15 protein-coding genes are annotated in these 16,748 nt (G+C 52.5%); 3 read left to right on the top strand and 12 right to left on the bottom strand.

Annotation, left to right across the window (positions count from 1 at the left end):
- Positions 1-72 precede the first annotated feature (72 nt).
- The 3 genes from AACZ64_RS04690 to AACZ64_RS04680 are packed head-to-tail and all read left to right on the top strand — an operon-like array spanning position 73 to position 3,515.
- Positions 73-1,461, top strand: a complete 1,389-nt coding sequence (locus AACZ64_RS04690; RefSeq protein WP_339639739.1) for an FAD-dependent oxidoreductase — start codon at positions 73-75, stop codon at positions 1,459-1,461.
- Positions 1,454-2,281 carry a DUF1365 domain-containing protein gene (locus tag AACZ64_RS04685; RefSeq protein WP_339639738.1) on the top strand — a complete coding sequence of 276 codons (828 nt, stop codon included), beginning with the start codon at positions 1,454-1,456 and terminating at the stop codon, positions 2,279-2,281. Before AACZ64_RS04690 ends, AACZ64_RS04685 begins: the two co-directional genes overlap by 8 nt.
- Entirely contained in the window at positions 2,268-3,515 is a 1,248-nt protein-coding gene (locus tag AACZ64_RS04680; RefSeq protein ID WP_339639737.1) for a class I SAM-dependent methyltransferase, read from the top strand. The genes AACZ64_RS04685 and AACZ64_RS04680 overlap by 14 nt, the downstream gene beginning before the upstream one ends.
- Positions 3,516-3,539: 24 nt before the next feature.
- Here AACZ64_RS04680 and AACZ64_RS04675 read toward each other — a convergent pair whose 3' ends face one another.
- From AACZ64_RS04675 to gyrA, 12 genes are all read right to left on the bottom strand, one after another.
- The gene (locus tag AACZ64_RS04675) at positions 3,540-3,962 is read right to left on the bottom strand and encodes a nuclear transport factor 2 family protein (RefSeq protein WP_293614721.1); all 423 of its coding nucleotides are present in this window, start codon (positions 3,960-3,962) and stop codon (positions 3,540-3,542) included.
- A 65-nt stretch (positions 3,963-4,027) separates the two neighbouring features.
- Positions 4,028-4,342, bottom strand: a complete 315-nt coding sequence (locus AACZ64_RS04670; RefSeq protein ID WP_293614720.1) for a helix-hairpin-helix domain-containing protein — start codon at positions 4,340-4,342, stop codon at positions 4,028-4,030.
- 62 nt (positions 4,343-4,404) lie between these two features.
- Entirely contained in the window at positions 4,405-5,112 is a 708-nt protein-coding gene (pyrF, locus tag AACZ64_RS04665; protein WP_293614719.1) for an orotidine-5'-phosphate decarboxylase, read from the bottom strand.
- Between the two features lie 40 nt (positions 5,113-5,152).
- A complete protein-coding gene (gene lapB, locus AACZ64_RS04660; protein ID WP_293614718.1) occupies positions 5,153-6,343 on the bottom strand; it encodes a lipopolysaccharide assembly protein LapB in 1,191 nt (396 codons plus the stop codon).
- A 13-nt stretch (positions 6,344-6,356) separates the two neighbouring features.
- A complete protein-coding gene (locus tag AACZ64_RS04655; protein WP_293614717.1) occupies positions 6,357-6,650 on the bottom strand; it encodes a LapA family protein in 294 nt (97 codons plus the stop codon).
- Positions 6,651-6,750: 100 nt separating this feature from the next.
- Complete coding sequence (ihfB, locus tag AACZ64_RS04650; RefSeq protein WP_036860636.1) at positions 6,751-7,044, bottom strand: integration host factor subunit beta; 294 nt, start codon at positions 7,042-7,044, stop codon at positions 6,751-6,753.
- Between the two features lie 55 nt (positions 7,045-7,099).
- Positions 7,100-8,782 carry a 30S ribosomal protein S1 gene (gene rpsA, locus AACZ64_RS04645; RefSeq protein WP_293614716.1) on the bottom strand — a complete coding sequence of 561 codons (1,683 nt, stop codon included), beginning with the start codon at positions 8,780-8,782 and terminating at the stop codon, positions 7,100-7,102.
- Between the two features lie 115 nt (positions 8,783-8,897).
- Positions 8,898-9,596 carry a (d)CMP kinase gene (cmk, locus tag AACZ64_RS04640; protein WP_293614715.1) on the bottom strand — a complete coding sequence of 233 codons (699 nt, stop codon included), beginning with the start codon at positions 9,594-9,596 and terminating at the stop codon, positions 8,898-8,900.
- The gene (locus tag AACZ64_RS04635; RefSeq protein ID WP_293614714.1) at positions 9,593-11,812 is read right to left on the bottom strand and encodes a bifunctional prephenate dehydrogenase/3-phosphoshikimate 1-carboxyvinyltransferase; all 2,220 of its coding nucleotides are present in this window, start codon (positions 11,810-11,812) and stop codon (positions 9,593-9,595) included. Before AACZ64_RS04635 ends, cmk begins: the two co-directional genes overlap by 4 nt.
- Positions 11,809-12,927 carry a histidinol-phosphate transaminase gene (gene hisC, locus AACZ64_RS04630; RefSeq protein ID WP_293614713.1) on the bottom strand — a complete coding sequence of 373 codons (1,119 nt, stop codon included), beginning with the start codon at positions 12,925-12,927 and terminating at the stop codon, positions 11,809-11,811. The genes AACZ64_RS04635 and hisC overlap by 4 nt, the downstream gene beginning before the upstream one ends.
- Positions 12,928-12,948: 21 nt before the next feature.
- Complete coding sequence (pheA, locus tag AACZ64_RS04625; protein WP_272993019.1) at positions 12,949-14,034, bottom strand: prephenate dehydratase; 1,086 nt, start codon at positions 14,032-14,034, stop codon at positions 12,949-12,951.
- Positions 14,035-14,046: 12 nt separating this feature from the next.
- On the bottom strand, positions 14,047-16,605 hold the full coding sequence (gyrA, locus tag AACZ64_RS04620) for a DNA gyrase subunit A (RefSeq protein WP_272993022.1): 2,559 nt from the start codon (positions 16,603-16,605) through the stop codon (positions 14,047-14,049).
- Positions 16,606-16,748 lie beyond the last annotated feature (143 nt).

The following is a 16,748-nucleotide window of genomic DNA, read 5'->3' as shown; positions in this document are numbered from 1 at the left end:
TAGTTCCTGCGTAATATCAGCAACCCATTCAGTACGGACTGCACAATGAAGACGCCAACCCCGAAAAATTCTATGCAAGATGCCCCACCCCGCAAGAATATTGCGGTGATTGGTTCCGGCATCTCGGGTTTGAGCTGTGCCTGGTTGTTGAGTAAATCACAGAATGTGACGCTGTTTGAAAAGGATGATCGACTGGGGGGACATTCCAATACGGTAACCTTTGATCTGGACAAACGGCCCATCAGCGTCGATACCGGATTCATTGTCTATAACCCCGTCAACTACCCCAACCTGGTAAAGTTTTTTGAGCAGTTGGGGGTGAAAACCTGTGATACCGACATGTCCTTCTCCGTATCCGTCAACGGCGGGGAGCTCGAATATTCCGGCAGTGGCCTGTCAGGGCTGCTGGCACAAAAACGAAACCTGCTCCGACCAGCTTTCTGGGGAATGGTGGCCGACCTGCTGCGCTTTTATCGACAATCACCAAAATTGCTCCAGTCCGCCGACCTCGAGCACCTCTCCCTCGGCGAATTGCTTGAAAAACATCGTTACGGCAAATCCTTCATTTACAACCACCTGCTGCCCATGGGCGCGGCAATCTGGTCAGTACCTGTCGACAAAATGCTGAATTATCCTGCCCTGAGTTTTATGCGTTTTTGCAGCAATCACGGTTTAACCCAGGCAAATAACCGGCCACAATGGCGTACAGTGGTCGGTGGCAGTCGTCAATATGTGGATAAAATTGCTGCCGCCTTGCAGGGTTCCATTCGATTGAATACCCGTATTCAATCTGTCACAAGACTGGGGGATCACGTAGCTCTGGACGACATTCACGGCAACCGGGAAAAATTCGATGACGTCGTTTTTGCCTGCCACAGTGACCAGGCACTTGCCCTGCTGGCTGACCCGACAACCGAAGAACAGTCCCTGCTCAGCTGTTTTCCCTACCAACGCAACCGGGCTTTTCTTCATCTGGACACCGATTTGATGCCAAAGCGTCAACAAGTCTGGTCCAGCTGGAATTATCTGGCCAGCAACAAACCTGTAGCAAAAAACGGGCAACTGGTCAGTGACCAGAAAAGGAAAGTGTCCGTCAGCTACTGGATGAACCAGCTCCAGCCGCTGGCTACCGAAAAACCGGTAATGGTCTCCCTAAACCCTTTGAAAATGCCCAGGTCCGGCACGATTATCAGAAGCTTTTTTTACGACCACCCCGTGTTCGATCAATCCTCACTGGCCGCCCAGAAGCAACTCTGGTCACTGCAGGGCAAACAGCATACCTGGTTCTGTGGCGCCTATTTCGGTTACGGTTTCCATGAGGACGGTTTGCAATCGGGGCTGGCTGTCGCCGAAGCGCTGGGTAGTGTTGTCCGCCCCTGGCAACTGGAAGAGCCGAACTCCCGGATTGAAATCCATACTGGCTCACTGCCCGACTCTGCTGCGGAACTGTACTGTGTCTGAAGAACTGAAATCGGCACTGTACAGTGGCCAGGTCATACATCGGCGTCTGCGCCCGAAAAAACACCGGTTTACCTATCGGGTTTTCTCGCTGTATCTCGACCTCGATGAACTGAAAACACTGGATGGCCGACTTCGGCTCTTTTCCCTTAATCGTTTCAATCTGTTTTCCTTTCACGAGAAAGATCACGGCAGTGGGGAATCAGACCTGAGGGGACAAATAGGCCGACTATTGACCGAGCGCGGTTTTAGTCACGCCACCGCCTATATCAAGTTGCTCTGCTATCCGAGAATACTGGGATACGTGTTTAATCCGTTGAGCATCTATTTCTGTTACAACAACCAACAGCAGCTGTCAGCTGTGCTCTATGAAGTCAGCAACACCTTCAAACAAAAGCATACCTACCTGATTGCAGTGGATCCTCAGCGGAAAAACACCCTGGTAGACCAGCGGGCCGAGAAAGCCATGTACGTCAGCCCGTTCATGCCGATGGAAACCCATTACCGTTTCCGGATTCAGCCACCCGATCAAAAACAGGTATCTGTTTTCATCAGGCAATCCAACGACCGGGCAGACAAGCCCGGCAACCATGTACTGCTGGCTGCGTTCAACGGCCGGTATCGGACGCTCAACGATGCAACCTTGCTGCGGCTCTTTTTCAGCCATCCGCTAATGACCCTGAAAATTATTGGTGCCATTCACTGGCAGGCGTTGCAGCTGTGGCTGAAAGGACTACCCCTGCAGCCCAGAAAAACCACGAAAAATACCCGCGATTTTAGCTGGCGGGACAAAGATGGAGTATTGCACCATGAACGGCTCTGACCTCGATGCCGACGGTATCGCCACAAGGCACCCGACAAGCTCACCAGTATGGCTGGAAGCACAAATTATCCGACTGCTGCGGAGAAAGCTCGCTCACTGTCAGGGGGTACTCTCGATGCAGTTTCCCAGTGGTCACGGGCACCTGTTTGGTCAGGGTGACACTGTGGCCTCTGTCAGACTTGACTCAATGGCGCCCCTGTTCCGGTTATTCTTTGGTGGCACCAATGGCTGGTCAGACAGTTATCTGCAAAGTGAATGGGACAGCGCTGACCTGACGGCCCTGATCCGCTGGGCGATTCAGAATGAACCGACGCTGAACAGCATGGCGAAGGCCGGTTATGTCAATGACCTGCTCTATAACCTCTATCACTGGAGCCGGCGGAATACACGCCGGGGCAGCCGTCGAAATATTGCTGCGCATTATGATCTGGGAAACAACTTTTATCGGGAGTGGCTCGACCCCGGTATGACTTACTCTGCAGCAATGTTTGATGACGATCATCGGCAATCCCTTCAACAGGCACAGACGAAAAAATATCAACGTATTCTCCATTTACTGTCGCCCAGAAAACAGGATCATCTGCTGGAAATTGGTTGCGGCTGGGGTGAGTTTGCCCTGCAGGCTGCCGAAACGGCTGATGTCCGGGTTCACGGCATCACCCTGTCCTCGGAGCAACAGTGCTGGGCGGAGGACAAGCTCACCAAAGCAGGTCTGGCAGACCGGGTCACAATCGGTTTGACCGATTATCGAGACCTGAAAAGACAGTACGATGGGGTCGTTTCAATTGAGATGTTTGAGGCAGTGGGTGAAGCCCATTGGGACAGCTACTTCAAAAAACTCAAAGGCGTATTAAAACCCGGTGGCAGAGCCGTGCTGCAGATTATCACCATTGATGAAAAGCGCTTCGAGGTCTACCGCAAGCAGGCTGACTTCATTCAGCGTCATATCTTCCCCGGTGGGATGTTGCCCAGTGTGACGGCCCTGCAAGAAAAGTTCTCACAACATGGCTTTTGTCTTGTCGATCAGGAAATGTTTGGTGGGGGCTATGCCACGACAATTGAACGTTGGCGGGAGCGCTTCGAGGAACGCTGGGCACAAATCAGCACCATGGGTTTTGATCAGCGTTTCTACCGTTTGTGGCGCTACTATCTGAGTTACTGCGAAGGGGGGTTTAAAGAAGGTGCCATTGATGTGGGACTCTTCGTACTGGAACACCAAAGTGACAAACAATGACAATAGGGCTCAACTGCTTAAACGTCAGTGCTCCCGAAAAGCAACCCGCCGTCTCAACCAGCGAAACAGGGCACCCAGTACAGGCACTTTTTCATAGAGGTCGGCGCTGTCCCAGAAGTCCTGATGGCGGTCAATTTTGCCAGATACATCAAAGGTCAATCGACTGCTGCCCTGGAAATTCAGCCAGCCGGTCACACTACTGTGACCAGAAAACGTCCAATACAGATAAGCGACAGCATCCTGTTGCTGGCTGTCGTGAACGGTAAAACTCACACTGTCCAGCCGCTCAAACATCTCACTCAAAAGCGCCAGATAAGCATCGGCACCGGTCACTTGATTGAATGGATCAGAAAAAACCACATCCTCGCTGAGGACTGCTCTCAACTGTTCAAGATTCGATCGATCCAACCTTTCCAGCAGGTGTATATAGTCAGTCAGGCCGCTCATACTGAGTCTCTTCAATCAACGAAAAGGCCAGCCAAAAGGCTGGCCCCTGGGGTTTTCGGGATAGACTACTTCACCGAAAGGTTAGCGCGGTTCTGTTCCAGAACTTTTTCACCCACGCCCTTAACCGACTGCAGCTGTTCCACCGTCGCGAATGGGCCATTTTCTTCCCGGTAAGCCACTATTGCCATAGCTCGCTTTTCACCGATACCCTTTAGCATACTGGATAGTTCATCGGCTGTGGCGGTATTGATATTGACCATCACAGGTTGCTGCATCATCTCCTGAGAAGATGCCTCATCCGCTGTAACTGCTTGCCAGAACGGTAATACCGCAAGCAGGGACAACAATAGAACGCCGGGAAGTGTTTTTACATTTTTCATGTCGAACTCCTTGTGCCAGAGGCACTCCATTTCATAGAAACGGCACATCGTGTGCCGCCCGATCAATCTTGCAAAATTTCCCGATTGATGGCAAGTAGCGCCTTCACCGGATCCGGCGACTGGGTAATTGGCCGGCCGATCACCAGGTAACTGCTACCGTTGGCAATCGCCTGCGCAGGGGTGACAACCCGCCGTTGGTCATCCGCCACTGCCGACACAGGACGAATACCCGGTGTCACGAGGGTAAAATCGTTACCGAGCAAATTACGGAGTCCCCGAGTTTCCATCGCGGAGCAGACAACGCCATCCATACCCGAGGTCTTTGCCATGGCTGCCAGTCTGTGCACCTGCTGTTCCGGGGTACACCCGATACTCAATTCCGCGAGATCTTCCGCAGAGAAACTGGTTAATACGGTCACTGCTATCAACAACATATTGGTACCGGACTGGTCACTGGCCAACCGGGCATTTTCCATCATCCGACGGCCACCGGAAGCGTGCACATCAGTCATCCATACACCGAGATCAGCAGCGACTTTTACTGCAGCTGCAACCGTGTTCGGTATGTCGTGAAATTTTAAATCCAGGAAAACATCGAATCCCCGGTTAACCAGAGTAGTAACGAACTGCGGACCTGAGCGGGTAAAAAGCTCTTTCCCAACCTTCAGTTTGCACAGATCGGGGGAGACATCGGCCACAAATCGCTCTGCCGCAGCCGCTGTATTGTAATCCAGTGCAACAATTACCTTACTGTCAGTAGCGTGTGTCATGGGTCATTCTCATTTTAAAAATAGTGCCTTTGGCAAGTGATCACTCGCCATCAATTCCCCGAACCGGTTGAACTGTTTCCCAACGCAGGCATTGGGGGCAGAGCCAGTGGAGCTGAGCACCGCTAAAACCACACTGGACACAGCGGTATTGCGAACGGCGCGCCAGTAAACTGTCCAATAATTCCTGCAGTAGATTAAGCTGCTCTTGTTCTGCTTCGGCACCTCTATTGGAAGAAATCCTGAGCAATGTTTGCAGTCCCCTGATGGACGGGTACTCTCGCAAATAGTCCATTAAAAAACCTGTTGCCCGCTGTTCTCCACACTGTTTCACCATCACATCTACCACCATTTGCAGCAAACTGGTGCCGGGATAGGTCTTTAGCCAAGACTGCAGTTGCACTAGAAGGCCCGATTCATCACCGAGTTGTTCGTAGCACTGCCTGACAAGTGGGAGAATCTCAGGCAAATATTCGGGTTGTTGCCGGGGAATCATGCTGAAGCGTTTCAGTGCTTCGAGGCTGTTTGATGCGCGCATTTCCAAACGCCCCCAAAGCATATTCGCTCTGGCTGAATTCTTATTGTACCTGAGCGCTGCTTTAATATGACGCCTGGCCTGTAGCAGGTCAGACATGTCGATTGCTTGTTCGGCCAGCTCACAACAAAACTGCGCCTGCTCAATGTCGAGCTTATCCACAGACCGTGAAAAGCGCTTTTTATCCATCATACCGGCAGCGCGGATAGCTTTTTCCCATTCCTGCTCACCACGATATATTTGAACAAGGTGTTGCAGTGATACCTGCCGAAAATCACTGCCCTGGTCTTCCACCAACTCCAGAAACAGGCGCTCAGCACGGTCAAATAAACCCGCCTTCAAAAAATCCCTACCCAGTTCCAAATGAGCCTGTTGCGACTGATCGTTATTGAGATTGGGTCGTGAAAGCAGATTTTGGTGAACCCGGATAGCCCGCTCTATTTCACCCCGTTGCCGCATCAGATTTCCCAGCGCCAGATGCGTTTCTAATGTATAGGGTGTAACTTCGACGGAGCGGATAAAGGTATCAATAGCCTGATCCGGCTGTTCGTTAAGGAAGAAATTGATACCCTGAAAATAATGGCGCGCGAGGTCTCTCTCACTGTTCGCCAAACGCCTGCCCTTACCACGGGTATAACCGGCAAACCAGAATAGCGGAAAAGACAGCAATAACCCGATAATTAATAAGTGATCTACCATGTAGGGTATTGGGCTACTCCGTTTTGTTTTTTGCGCGGTCGGGAGCCACTCTCAATTTGATGAGCTGCTGATTTAGCACATGGACTCGTCGCCGGAGTCGTAGCAACATCGGCAAGCTGGCAAGTATACCAGTCAGGCAGCCTGTAAAAAGTGCTACCAAAAGCCAGAGGCCACGGGGTAACGGCCCGGACTCACGGCCAAAGAAATCAATCGTAATGGCATCCGGGTTGGTTAATACCAGACCAATACCCAGCAGAATTGCCGCCAAACCGATCAACAGGAAAAAGAGCTTCTTTAGCAATGCCATAAAATCCCCATAAAAAAACGGCAAGTCAAAATACTTGCCGTTTATTGTAACCAAACTACCGATGGTTGGTCTTGTTTATCGTGTCATCGGACCCACAGACTCAACCTGCCTCGAGACTGCTGTTAACGCGTTCACGAAGCTCTTTGCCAGGTTTGAAATAAGGTACATATTTACCCGACAACTTAACCGAATCACCAGTTTTGGGGTTACGTCCTACCCTGGGGGCACGATAATGCAGGCAAAAGCTGCCAAAACCGCGAATTTCAATGCGATCATTATTGACCAGCGCATGGGTCATACGCTCCAGGATCATTTTCACGGCAATTTCCACATCCCTGGGGGGGAGTTGATCCTGCTGGGTAACGATATAATCGATTAATTCTGATTTTGTCATAACGTTCTGATTTCATAAGAAAAGGGGTAATGTCACCATTACCCCAATCTAATCATTACTTCTCTTTGGTGTCCATCTGGGCCTTGATCAGATCACCGATGGTAGTCGGTGCAATATTATCTGTTTCAGACTTGCGATGTTCTTTGATAGCTGCCTTTTCCTCAGCGACATCTTTGGCTTTGATAGAGAGGTTGATAGAGCGGTTCTTGCGATCCACATTAATCACCTTGACCTCCAGCTCATCACCAACATTCAGTGCGTTGCGGGCATCTTCGACCTTTTCACGGGAGATTTCAGAGGCTTTTAAATAGCCTTCGATATCACCGCTCAAAGTCACCACTGCACCCTTGGCATCCACTTCCTTGACAATACCATTGACGATCGCACCTTTGTCATTTTCAGTGACATAGTTAGAGAAGGGATCATCTGACAACTGTTTCATACCCAGAGAAATACGCTCTCTTTCCGGGTCGATGGAAAGTATCACAGTTTCAACTTCATCACCTTTCTTGAAATTGCGTACCGCTTCTTCACCGGTTTCGTGCCAGGAGATATCAGAGAGGTGAACCAGTCCGTCAATACCACCGTTCAGACCGATAAAGATACCGAAGTCAGTAATTGACTTGATACTGCCTGAGATTTTTTCACCCTTGCTGTGATTCATGGCGAACTCATCCCATGGGTTCATATGACACTGTTTGATACCCAGTGAAATACGACGACGCTCTTCGTCAATGTCCAGCACCATGACCTCAACTTCATCACCCAACTGAACAACCTTGGAGGGGTGAATGTTTTTGTTGGTCCAATCCATTTCGGAAACGTGGACCAGACCTTCAACACCATCTTCCAGCTCGGCAAAGCAACCGTAGTCAGTGAGGTTGGTAACGACCGCTTTGACACGGGCACCTTCCGGATAGCGACCGGAAATATCGGCCCAGGGATCTTCACCCATTTGTTTCATGCCCAGTGACACACGGCTGCGTTCACGATCAAACTTCAGCACCTTGACATCAATTTCATCACCGACATTGACGATTTCACTGGGGTGCTTGATACGCTTCCAGGACATATCCGTGATATGAAGCAGGCCATCAATACCGCCAAGATCGACAAACGCACCGTAATCGGTAAGGTTCTTGACGATACCTTTCAGGGTAATGCCTTCTTCCAGTTTGGCGAGCAGTTCATCACGCTCTTCAGAATTCACTTTTTCCATCACGGCACGGCGTGATACCACGACGTTGTTACGTTTTTGGTCAAGTTTGATGACTTTGAATTCAAGAGGCTTGTCTTCTAAATGAGCGGTATCGCGGATCGGGCGAACATCGACCAGGGAACCGGGAAGGAAAGCCCGCAGGCCATTGACATCAACCGTGAAGCCACCTTTGACCTTGCCACTGATTATGCCAGTAACCACTTCATCCGCCTTGTGAGCGGCTTCCAGTTCAATCCAGGATTCTGCGCGACGCGCTTTTTCACGGGACAGGCGAGTAGCACCAAAACCATCTTCTACGGCTTCGAGAGCAACCTGTACTTCATCGCCAATATTGATGTCCAACTCACCGTTGTCATCAATGAACTGAACCTTTGGGATCACACCTTCGGACTTCAGTCCGGCGTGAACGGTTACCCAGTCCTTATCAATATCAATAATGACACCGGTGACGATTGCGCCGGCGTTCATTTCGATAGTTTTTAAACTTTCTTCAAAAAGATCTGCGAAACTTTCGCTCATTGAAATGTACCTGTAAAAATCGAGCCACTTGACTCTCAAACCGCACTACCAGTTATGCGGGCTGTTGGTTTCAGGGAGAGATGGTGCGTTACTGGCCAAACACCACAAACCCGATTTATTGCGGTAGTTGTATGCCACTTGCCGCGACCACATCCACCACTTTCTGCAATACTTCCTCGATGGACAAGGCTGAACTGTCCAACACCACGGCGTTGGTCGCAGGAATCATCGGCGACACTTTGCGTGTCATGTCCCGTTCGTCCCGTTTTTCAACCCGCTCTACGAGGGCGGCAAGGCTAACACTTTCCCCCTTATCTATCAACTGCTTATAACGTCTTTGCGCCCGTTCTTCCGAGCTCGCTGTCAGGAAGACTTTGGCGATGGCGTCGGGGAAAACCACGGTACCCATATCGCGGCCGTCCGCCACCAGGCCCGGCGACACGGCAAAAGCTCGCTGACGCTGCAGGAGGGCATCGCGCACTTCTGGATACGCGGCAACTACTGAGGCGTTAGTCCCCACACCCTCGGAGCGAATCAACGCAGACACGTCCTCTCCCTCCAGCATCACTTTTGGCGTGTTGCCGTTATCGCGCGTCTTGAATGAAATATCCATATGGGCAGCCAATACAGCCAGAGACTCCATATTATCCAGCGATACACCATGGCGCTTTGCCGCCAGAGCCAACAACCTGTAAAGCGCACCACTATCGAGATAGTGGAACCCCAACTTGGCAGCCAGCAACTGACAGATAGTCCCCTTTCCGGAACCACTCGGTCCGTCGATGGTTATGACTGGTACTCTTTTTTCATTCATCGTATTTCCTCGACAATTTTCAAACCGACACTGTTGGCCAAAGCCACAAAGCCCGGGAATGATGTCGCCACATTGTTACAATTTCGTATCAGAATATTTCCCTGTGTCCTCAGCGAGGCAATCGCAAAGGACATGGCGATACGGTGATCGCCCAGACTGTCCACCTCACCAGCACGCAATGTACCACCCTGGATATCGATGCCGTCCGGGGTGGGAATCGCCTGGATTCCCAGGCAAGTCAGGCCATCTGCCATGGCCTTGATCCGGTCACTCTCTTTTACCCGCAATTCCTCAGCACCCGTCAGGCGGGTTCTTCCCTCGGCACAGGCTGCCGCCACAAACAGAGCGGGAAACTCATCAATAGCCAGTGGTACTTGGTCTTCGGGGATGTCTATGCCATGAAGTGGCGCATACCGAACCCGGATATCAGCCACCGGCTCACCACCGACTTCGCGGTGGTTGGTGAGTTCCAGGTCTGCGCCCATCATCTGCAGGATATTGATGACACCGATACGGGTGGGGTTAACCCCCACATGGGTCAACGTCACATCGGAACCCGGCGCGATTGCCGCCGCCACCATGAAAAAAGTCGCAGATGAGATGTCTGCCGGCACGTCAATGTTCGTGGCATACAATTTTCCGCCGCCGTCGAGCTCGGCAACCGCACCCTCTCGCCGAACCGGATAACCGAAACCTGTCAGCATCCGTTCGGTGTGATCACGTGTCGGTGCCGGTTCTGTGGTTCGAGTAGTCCCGTTGGCATAGAGACCGGCCAGTAACACCGAAGATTTCACCTGGGCACTGGCCATCGGCAGACAATAGTCGATTCCCTTGAGCGTCTGCCCTCCTCTGATACGAAGGGGCGGCCTGCCACCCTGCTCCGCCTCTATAACAGCGCCCATCTGTCTTAAGGGCGCTGCCACACGCTCCATAGGCCGCTTCGACAGAGACTCGTCTCCTGCCAGTTCCACGTCAAAAGTCTGGCCGGCCAACAGCCCGGCCAGCAAACGCATTGATGTTCCGGAATTACCCAGATACAGCGGGCAAGCAGGCGCCTTGAGACCGGTCATACCAACACCGTGTATCACCACACGACCGCTCTGCGGGCCCTCAATAACCACACCCATATCCCGAAACGCCTGTAGCGTGGCAAGACTGTCTTCACCCTCGAGAAAGCCGGTCACGGTGGTGACGCCCTCGGCAAGCGAACCCAGCATGATCGAGCGGTGGGATATGGATTTATCACCGGGCACACGAATGCTGCCGGTAACTGAATTGCCGGGGGACACCCGGTAGTCAATCGTCTGTGTCATGGGCTCCAGGTAAGCCTTGTTTTCAAGCATTTTAGCAAAATGGTTGCGTGCTTCCCTGGCGCGGGTAAACACCCCCAGCAGGTATTCACTGTCCTTGTTCTGAATAGCATCTTTCAGCTGATCCACATGATCGGTAAACGTTTCCAGCACGGCTAGCAGCGCCTGATCATTCGCCATGACAATGTCGTGCCACATCATCGGATCACTGGCGGCAATACGCGTAAAATCTCTAAATCCACCGGCTGCGTAACGAAAGATCTCACGGTTTTCACGCATACCAGCGAGTGTATCCACCAATGTGTAAGCCAGAATGTGGGGTAAATGACTGGTGGCCGCCAAAACTTCATCATGTTCTGCCACCGTCATTTCGCTGATCACGGCGCCCGCTCCCTGCCATAGATCACGAACGCGCTGCAAATGTTCTTTACCGGTTTCCTGCAAGGGGGTCAGAATCACCCTGTGTTCGTCGAATAAACCACTATTCGCCGCATCCACACCGCTTTTTTCCGAACCGGCGATCGGATGTCCCGGCACAAACTGGACGGGCATTTTGCCATAGGCGCGCCGCACTGCAGCTACGACACTGCCCTTGACGCTGGCCACATCGGTCACAGTAACGCTATCCGCCAACAGTGGCTGCAATTGGTACATAATATCGGGAACGGTCAGGGTTGGCACACCAATCAAAACCACGTCGCCCTCACCCAAGTCTGCCGCCAGATCACCTATATCGGTTATGACCCGGTCAACCACACCGGATGCCAGTGCCTTGCTCAGCGTATCGGGATTTCTGGAGCTGCCAATCACCTCCCGGCAAATTCCCCGCTCACGGGCAGCCTTCGCCAGGCTGCCGCCAATCAGGCCAAGTCCCACTACCAGTAGACGATTGATGACAGGGGTCATCTGGGTGTGTCCCCGTCGGCAAGCAGCTGGCCCAGTGCGTCGAGAAAGCGCTGGTTTTCATCGGGCAGGCCGATAGAAACCCGTAGATGATGGGGCATACCGTATAGGGCAATCGGGCGAACAATGACACCCTTGCGCAACAGGGCCTCATACAGGGCCAGCGCATCCCCCGGGACCTGAACAGCGATAAAGTTACCTGCCGATGGAATATACGCCAGCCCGAGGGCCTCAAAACCGGCCACCAGCTGATCGCAGCCCTCCCGATTGACGCCAATACTGCGCTGCAGATACGCTTCGTCGTCAAGTACCGCCAGTGCAGCAGCCAGTGCCGGGCTGTTGACGTTAAATGGCTGGCGCAGACGGTTCAGAATATCCGCCACATCCGGATGGGATACCGAGTAGCCGATGCGCAATGCTGCCAGCCCATAGGCCTTGGAAAAGGTACGGGTAACAATCAGATTGGCATAGCGATCAATCAATTCGAGGGCAGAGCCGTAACCGGGTTGATCCACATATTCAAAATAGGCTTCATCCACCACCACCAGTACAGTGTCTGGCAGTTTCTGCAACAAGGCTTCAATTGAGGCAAGCGATACCCAGGTCCCGGTCGGATTATTGGGGTTGGCGATAAACAGTAAACGCGTGTGTTCATTCACAGCGGCCGCCATCGCCGGCAAGTCATGGCCCCAACTGCTGGCCGGAACAGTCAGTGCGGTGGCATTTTGTGCAGTAATTACCAACTGATAAACCACGAAAGCGTGTTCAGCAATGATGGCATTGTGCTGCTGGCCGAGGAAGCCTCTCGCCAGCAGTTCCAGAATTTCATTGGATCCGTTACCCAGGGTCAGCTGACTGGTGGAGACGGCTAATTTCTCGGCGAGTCGGCGTTTGAGATAAAAGCCGTTGCCGTCGGGGTAACGGGTAACATTTTCAAACGAGGCTTCTATAGCGGCCCTCGCCAGTTCACTCAAGCCGAGCGGATTTTCATTGCTTGCCAGCTTGATTGCACCCGAAATACCAAGCTCGCGCTCCAGTTCATCGAGGGGCTTGCCACCCTGATAGGGTTGCAAATGTTGTACGCCTGGCAATGCCAGGCTTTTTAAGTCCATACGCATAAGTATCAACCCGACGGCTGGTTACAAGACGGCTTTTGGATAGGAGCCGAGCACTCTGAGGTCGGCAACGAAAGAAGCCAATTCCCTGAGCACTTCGGCCACTTCGGGATTGTCACAGTGACCTTCAAAATCAATAAAGAACACATAGGTCCACTTACCGGTCCGTGAAGGCCGCGTTTCCACCCGTGTCAAATCTACACCCTGACGGTGGAAAGGCTCCAGCAGATGATGCAAAGCACCCGGCTCATTGCGAACAGCTGCGATGATAGAGGTCTTGTCGTCACCACTGGGCGGAATAGCATCCCGACCAATAATAAGAAATCGGGTGGAGTTATCTGGACGGTCTTCAATTTTTTCTGATAACTTCTGCAAATTATAGAGCTCAGCAGCCATATCACCGGCAATTGCAGCGCTGTTCCATTCGCCAATGACACGTTTGGCCGCATCTGCATTACTACTAACCGCAACACGCTCAACTTTTGGGTAGTGGGCATCAAGCCACTGGCGACACTGGGCCAACGACTGTGCGTGGGAGTAGATCCGGGTAATCCGGTCGGGATGTGTGTTAGGTCCGATCAGCAGGTGGTGGTGAATTCGCAGCTCTACTTCACCACAAATCTTCAGGGTGGAGTCAAGAAAAGTGTCCAGTGTGTGATTAATCATGCCTTCCGTGGAGTTTTCCACGGGCACTACACCATAATTCACTGCGCCAGCAGCAACTTCCCGAAAGACTTCATCGATTGCGCCGAAAGGCACGGCCAGCGCTGAATGACCAAAATGCTTGAGCGCAGCTTCCTGGGTAAAAGTACCCTCAGGACCTAAAAAGGCAACTTTTACCGGCTGTTCAAGCGCTAGACAAGCAGACATGATTTCCCGGAACAGTCTGGCCATTTCTTCGTTGTCCAGCGGTCCCTGATTTTTCATCATGACATGGCGAAGTACCTGGGCCTCCCGCTCTGGGCGGTAGAATGAATCCTCACCCTCGGTACGTTTGACCTCAGCCACCTGCTGGGCGCAACTGGCGCGCTCACTGATCAGGGCGAGGATCTGGTCATCTATTGCATCGATTTGCTCACGAAGCCGGCTGAGCTTGTTTTCTTCTGCCATACCGCCTCTCCGTTAGGATTCCATCTCTTCATCAAGCAACGGCTCCTGTTCCTCTATCCTTGCCATACCCACCAGTGCCTCATTCTCTTTGAGACGGATGACACGAACCCCTTGGGTATTGCGACCCAGCACGGATATTTCACCCACATGGGTGCGAACCATGGTGCCCTGATCAGAGATCAGCATAATTTCATCACCGTCAAACAATTGCACAGCACCAACCAGAGCGCCATTGCGCTCAGTGCACTGCATGGCGATCATGCCCTTGCCACCTCGACCCTTGGTGGGGAATTCAGTCAAGGCTGTCTGCTTGCCGTAACCGTTCCTGGAAACCGTCAATACATAACCGTTTTCCTGGGGAATCACCATAGCCAGCACCTGATGGCCAGCGGGCAACCGCATTCCCCGAACACCTTTGGAAACCCGCCCCATAGCGCGCACATCGGCCTCGGCAAAGCGCACCGCTTTACCCTCGCTACTGAACAGCATGACATCGCAATTGCCATCCGTAATCGCCGTGCCCACCAGATGATCTCCTTCCACCAGGTCCACTGCCCGCAACCCGACACTGCGGGGACGGGAGTATTGATCAAGCGATGTTTTCTTTATCGTGCCATTGGCCGTGGCCATGATCACAAACCGGTCAGCTGCGTATTCATCTACGGGGAGAATGGAGGTAATCCGCTCGTTTTCTTCGAGGGGCAGCAAGTTCACCATGGGTCGTCCACGGGAATTGCGGCCAGCCAGAGGGATCTGATAGACCTTCAACCAGAAGACCTTACCCCGGCTGGTAAAACAAAGAATCGTACTATGGGTACTTGCCACCAGCAGATGTTCGACAAAGTCTTCATCTTTAACCGCTGTGGCAGACTTGCCCATACCGCCCCGACGCTGTGCCTGGTAGTCACTGAGGGGCTGGGTTTTTGCGTAACCACCGTGGGAGATGGTCACCACCCGGTCCTCTTCGGTGATCAGATCCTCAATGGTCAGATCATGTTGCGATTCGATAATTTCTGTGCGGCGATCATCACCGAACTCTTCACTGACCTCACGCAATTCCTCCCGAATGACGTCCATGAGACGACTGTGAGAGTCGAGGATCGCCAGATACTCGGCAATTTCTGCCAGTTTCTCCTGGTACTCACCCAATAGCTTGTCGTGCTCCATTCCGGTCAGTCGGTGCAGGCGCAACTCAAGAATGGCCTGGGCCTGGGCCGGAGACAGGAAATACTTGCCGTCACGTATACCGAACTGGGGGTCCAGGTCTTCGGGGCGGCAGGCGTGGCTGCCGGTATGCTCCAGAAACTGGCCGACTGCCGAGGCATCCCAACCGCAGGCAATCAGGCGTTCTTTGGCTTCGGCGGGAGACGGAGATCCCTTGATCATTTCGATGACAGCATCGATGTTGGCAATGGCGACGGCCAAACCTTCCAGCAAATGACCCCGTTCGCGAGCCTTTCTCAATAGATAAACCGTGCGGCGTGTCACCACTTCACGTCGGTGGCGGACAAAGGCTTCCAGCATTTCCTTGAGATTAAGTGTGCGGGGCTGTTCGTCAACCAACGCCACCATATTGATACCAAACACATTCTGCAGCTGGGTTTGGGCATAAAGGTTATTCAGTACAACGTCGCCCGACTCCCCTCTTTTCAGTTCAATAACAACCCGCAGACCGTCCTTATCGGACTCATCCCGCAATTCTGAAATACCCTCAATTTTTTTCTCTTTCACCAGCTCGGCAATGCGCTCAATCAATCGCGCCTTGTTCAGCTGATAAGGGATTTCGTGAATAATGATTATTTCACGGCTGGTTTTCTCATCGCGCACCACTTCCGCTCTGGCCCGCACATAAATACGGCCTCTCCCGGTGCGGTAAGCCTGAATAATGCCGGCGCGACCATTGATAATGGCCGCCGTAGGGAAATCCGGTCCGGGAATAAAGACCATCAACTCATCAATGGTGATATCCGGGTTGTCGATCAGGGCCAGACAGCCAGCCACCACTTCCCGCAGGTTATGCGGCGGAATATTGGTAGCCATACCCACTGCGATCCCGGACGATCCGTTCACCAGAAGATTGGGAACACGGGTCGGCAGCACCTGGGGAATCAGCTCGGTACCATCGTAGTTTTCAACAAAATCGACGGTTTCTTTCTCAAGGTCGGCCAGCAGTGAGTGGGCAATCTTGGCCATGCGGATTTCGGTGTAACGCATCGCCGCGGCGGAATCACCGTCGATGGAACCGAAGTTGCCCTGCCCGTCCACCAGCATGTAGCGCAGGGAAAATGGCTGGGCCATGCGGACAATCGTGTCGTAAACAGCGGAGTCTCCGTGGGGGTGATATTTACCAATCACATCACCCACAACCCGGGCAGACTTCTTGTAAGCCTTGTTCCAGTCGTTATTCAGAACGCTCATGGCAAAGAGCACTCGCCGGTGAACCGGTTTAAGACCATCGCGAACATCGGGAAGTGCCCTGCCGACAATGACGCTCATCGCGTAATCGAGGTAGGATTGGCGCAATTCGTCTTCGATATTGACGGGCAGGATTTCTCTGGCTAATTCACCCATACTGCTGCTCGATCCCTTTCTGCTTGTTTTGGACGTTCAGGCGCCTGATGGCGCCAAAACAAGCGCGGGATCATACCACAAAATACACTTGAAACGCCCTTGTATGCCTTTGTTTAATGATCTTTTTTCTGCGGGTATACTGC

Source organism: uncultured Porticoccus sp. (genome assembly GCF_963975625.1).
In the GTDB taxonomy this organism is placed as follows: domain Bacteria; phylum Pseudomonadota; class Gammaproteobacteria; order Pseudomonadales; family Porticoccaceae; genus Porticoccus.
Note: the sequence above shows the minus strand (reverse complement) of the source record. Positions and strands in the feature narration are given on the sequence as shown.